Genomic DNA, 4137 nt, shown 5'->3' with positions numbered 1-4137 from the left:
GTGTGGAAAAGACGATGGGCGATGCGGCCGACGAATGGCTTCGGCGCCAGGCTGAAAAGCCGAAAGCGCAGTTTTCTTGACTTATTTCGGGACCGCGCGCACCCGTGAATCGCTTGGCTTTGCCTGCCTTTGGCCTATAGAGCGTCGCGTGAACGCGACGCGCTTAAAATTGTTGCCAATGCAGGTCGCCGCCCCAAAACCGCTGCCCACTTATGGGCGACATGCATTATCGTGCGGCCAACGATGAGTTGGCAAAGCGTATGACCGGCGAAAAACGCCTCTTCCTCGATGTCAGGCAGTCAGTATCAGGGGTTTCCTGGGAACATCGGCTGACAGAACGCCAGGACATGATTGCGCTCGCCATCGCGCAAGGCCATGGCGTGCCCGACATCGTCGCGCGGGTGCTTGCCGGCCGTGGTGTTACCGCCGAACAGACCGAGCGGTTTCTCGACCCGACGATCCGCGATCTTCTGCCGGATCCGGCATCGCTGACCGACATGGACAGGGCGGCGGCCCGCATCGCCGCCGCGGTGATGGCCAAGGAAAAGGTGGCGATCTTCGGCGACTATGATGTCGACGGCGCCGCCTCGTCGGCCTTGCTGAAGCGGTTCCTCACGCATTTCTCGGTGCCGTCGGAAATCTACATTCCGGATCGTATTTTCGAGGGCTATGGGCCCAACCCGGATGCCATGCGCGAACTTGTTTCGCGTGGCGCGACACTGATCGTCACTGTCGATTGCGGCACCAACAGCGCAGTTTCCATCGATGCCGCCAACGAGGCTGGGGCCGATGTCTTGGTGCTCGACCACCACCAGGTCGGCGGTGCCTTGCCGGCGGCAATTGCCGTCGTCAATCCCAATCGCGACGACGACCTTTCCGGGCAGGGCCATCTCTGTGCCGCCGGCGTGGTCTTCCTCGCCCTTGTGCAGACGGCCAGGATCCTGCGCGGCCGCATGGCCGATGCTACGCCGCCGGACCTGCTTTCGCTGCTTGATATCGTGGCATTGGCCACAGTCTGTGACGTGGTGCCGCTGACCGGCGTCAACCGCGCCTTCGTGGTCAAGGGGCTGCAGATGGCGCGCCAGCAGAAGAATGAAGGGTTGGCGGCACTGGCACGCGTGTCGCGCATCGGCGAGCCGATCAGCACTTTCCATCTGGCCTATCTGATCGGCCCGCGCATCAATGCCGGCGGACGCATCGGCGATGCCGCACTTGGTAGCCGGCTGCTTGCGACCGACGATCCGGTCGAGGCGCGCACCATTGCCGAGACGCTCGACCGGCTCAACCAGGAACGGCAGTTGATGGAGCAGGAGATGCTCGCGGCGGCGCGCGTCGAGGCCGATGCAGAGCTCGCCGGCGGCAATGGCCCGGCTATCGTCGTCACCGCCTCCAACAGCTGGCATCCGGGTATTGTCGGCCTGCTCGCTTCGCGATTGAAGGATCATGCCCGGCGGCCCGCCTTCGCCATCGCGTTCAATGCTGTGGGCATCGGCACCGGTTCGGGCCGCTCGGTCTCGGGTTTCGACCTCGGCCGGCTGGTGCGCGAGGCGGCCGTTGCCGGTCTGATCGTCAAGGGCGGCGGCCATGGCATGGCGGCGGGCATCACCGTGGAGCGGGCAAGGCTTGGCGAACTCAGGGCGTTTTTTGAAGAACGGGCGGCAGCCGACGTGTTTCGCCTGCAGGGCGAGGAAAGCCTGGCCATAGACGGCGCACTTGCCGCTGAAGGCGCGACGCTCAGCCTGCTCGACGCGCTGGAACAGGCCGGACCCTTCGGTGCCGGGCATGTGGCCCCTGTTTTCGCGTTGCCGCGCCACCGATTGGCCGATGCGCGGCCGGTCGGCACCAACCACATCCGCGTCGAACTGCAATCGGAAAGCGGCGGCCGTATCCAGGCGATCGCCTTTCGCGCTGTCGAAACCGCACTTGGCGAATTCCTGTTCAAGAACCGGGGCAAGACGATCCACGTCGCCGGTTCGTTGTCAGGCAACTACTGGAACGGCAACCGCACCGTGCAGTTTCGCATCAGCGATGCGGCTCGTGCGTGAGGTTCTTGTGTGACCGAACCGTAGCTTGCGCGGCAATGTTCGCCTCGGGCGATCTATGATCGTATCTGCTTCCGAAACTCGCCCGGCGCCATTCCGGTCGTCTTGGAGAAAGTGCGACTGAACGAAGCCACGTCCTGATAGCCCACCCGATAGCAGATTTCCGAGACGCTTAGCTTGGTTCCCTCAAGCAGCGACCTTGCGAGTTCAAGCCGTCTTTCCTGGATCCATTTTCCCGGCGTGGTCTTGAGTTCACTAACAAATCTGCGAGACAGCGTTCGCGCAGACATGCCAAGTCCCGCCGCGAGAAAGCCCAAATCGATTTCCCGTATCTTGTTTTCCGCGAGTCCACGCAGTTTGGTCTCCAGCGGATTGGTCTCCTTCGGCAATTCTTCGAGAGGGAATTCGTAGGGGCTTTGAAATTTGCGCGAAGGCGGAAGAACCAAGAGCTTTCGAACGATCCGCTCCTCTTTCGAGAAGCCGAGATCGACCAGCAGAGCTTTGGCGAGTTCCAGTCCCGAAAATCCGCCGCCGCAAGTGTATAGGCGATCGTCGCGAACAAGCATGTGCGACGAGTCCCATTGAACTTGCGGAAATCGGCTGCTTACGTGGGACTTTAGCCACCAGGATATCGTCGCACGCTTGCCGTCCAGCAGCCCTGTATCGGCGAGCAGATAACATGCACCGCAATGTGCCGCGATGATTGCATCCTGTTGTCGTGCGAGTGCGATCAGCGGTTTTGAGTACTCACTCTCCTGGTCAAGCGAGCGCAGAAGTTCGGGAATATCGACACCTGGCATCGCGATGAGGATCAACACATCCATTTTTCGAGACGGTTGCGTCTTCGCAGGGAAAGAAATTCCGGCCGTCGAAATTGCAGGCGGCGCCCTGGAAACGAACTCGCAGGAGAGAACCTGTGAGCCGCTGACGTCATTCACGAGCTGAAACATCTCCACCAGCGTCGAGACAACCGCCGAATAGAAATCGGACGGCAGCCAGATGACCACGTGGATGCACTTGCCAGCCATGGGGCGGCTCCCGGTATCGGTTTCGTCGAGTGGCAAGTTTAGCACAATCTTTGTCAAAAATGCCAATTCCGAAACAAGCGCTGCGCCTCCAGGGTAGCCGCATGCGGGTCTCGCTGACGAAGAGCGGGCTGCGGAATCCATAGTCGGGAAAGATGCAAATGCGGAAATCACTGAATCAAACCGATGCGGGAGTGCCACGCTGGTCCGGGCTCAGGCTCGCGCTGCTGGCGTTCGCGCAGTTCATAATCGCGATCGACTACAACATCGTCTATGTCGCACTGCCGGATATTGGCCGGGAGGTCGGCTTTACGCCACAGTCGCTGCAATGGGTGGTGAGCGCTTACGCCGTGGCGTTTGGCGGCTTTCTGCTGCTCGGCGGTCGAGCGGCTGACCGGCTTGGCCCGCGGCGCATGTTCATCCTGGCGCTCGTGCTCTATGGCGTCTCGTCCTTTGCAGGAGGCTTTGCGCCCGATGCTCTTACGCTGGTGGTCGCTCGGGCCGTTCAGGGCCTGGGCGGGGCGCTTCTGTTTCCTGCAACTCTGGCGCTGATCAATACCAGCTTCGCGGAAGGTGCAGAACGCAATCGGGCGCTGGCAGTCTGGGGTGCCACGGGTAGTGGCGGCCTGGCAGCCGGTGCCATCATCGGAGGCGTCCTGACCAATGGCTGGGGTTGGCAAGCGGTCTTCTTCTTCACCGTTCCACTGGCTCTGGGCGCCGCTCTTGTCGCCGCGCCAGTTCTCCTGGCGCCCGATCCGGTAAATAGTGGCCAGAGGCGGAGTTTTGATCTGCCGGGTGCGCTGGTTGTCACGGCAGCCGCGACATTGCTGGTGTTCGGCTTGGCCAGTGGACCTGAGGTGGGCTGGAATACGGTTCGCAGCACCGGATCGCTTGCAATCGGTGTGCTGCTGCTTTGTGCCTTCATTCTCATCGAGAGACGCGTGCGCGATCCGCTCGCGCCACTGCGGCTGTTTGCCAATCGAAGCCTTGTCACGGCCATGGCGGTGAGTTTCTTTCATCACATGGCGCTGAGTTCGGGCTACTATATTCTCACGACCTACTTTCAGAAC

General features: G+C 61.4%; 3 protein-coding genes. 2 read left to right on the top strand and 1 reads right to left on the bottom strand.

Features of this window, described 5'->3' with window-relative positions; translation table 11 throughout:
- Positions 1-260 precede the first annotated feature (260 nt).
- The gene (gene recJ, locus EN750_RS21400; RefSeq protein ID WP_127397568.1) at positions 261-2045 is read left to right on the top strand and encodes a single-stranded-DNA-specific exonuclease RecJ; all 1785 of its coding nucleotides are present in this window, start codon (positions 261-263) and stop codon (positions 2043-2045) included.
- Positions 2046-2098: 53 nt separating this feature from the next.
- On the opposite strand, the gene EN750_RS21395 is transcribed toward recJ, so the two are convergent.
- Positions 2099-3070 (bottom strand): helix-turn-helix domain-containing protein, encoded by a 972-nt coding sequence (locus EN750_RS21395; protein ID WP_164873856.1) that lies wholly within the window; start codon positions 3068-3070, stop codon positions 2099-2101.
- A gap of 158 nt (positions 3071-3228) precedes the next feature.
- Between EN750_RS21395 and EN750_RS21390 the strand changes: the two genes are divergently transcribed.
- A partial coding sequence (locus EN750_RS21390) for an MFS transporter (RefSeq protein WP_127397569.1) occupies positions 3229-4137 on the top strand: 909 nt, incomplete at its 3' end.

It is taken from the genome of Mesorhizobium sp. M7A.F.Ca.ET.027.03.2.1 (genome assembly GCF_003999175.1).
Taxonomy (GTDB): Bacteria; Pseudomonadota; Alphaproteobacteria; order Rhizobiales; family Rhizobiaceae; genus Mesorhizobium.
This window is presented reverse-complemented; position numbering and strand designations above follow the sequence as displayed.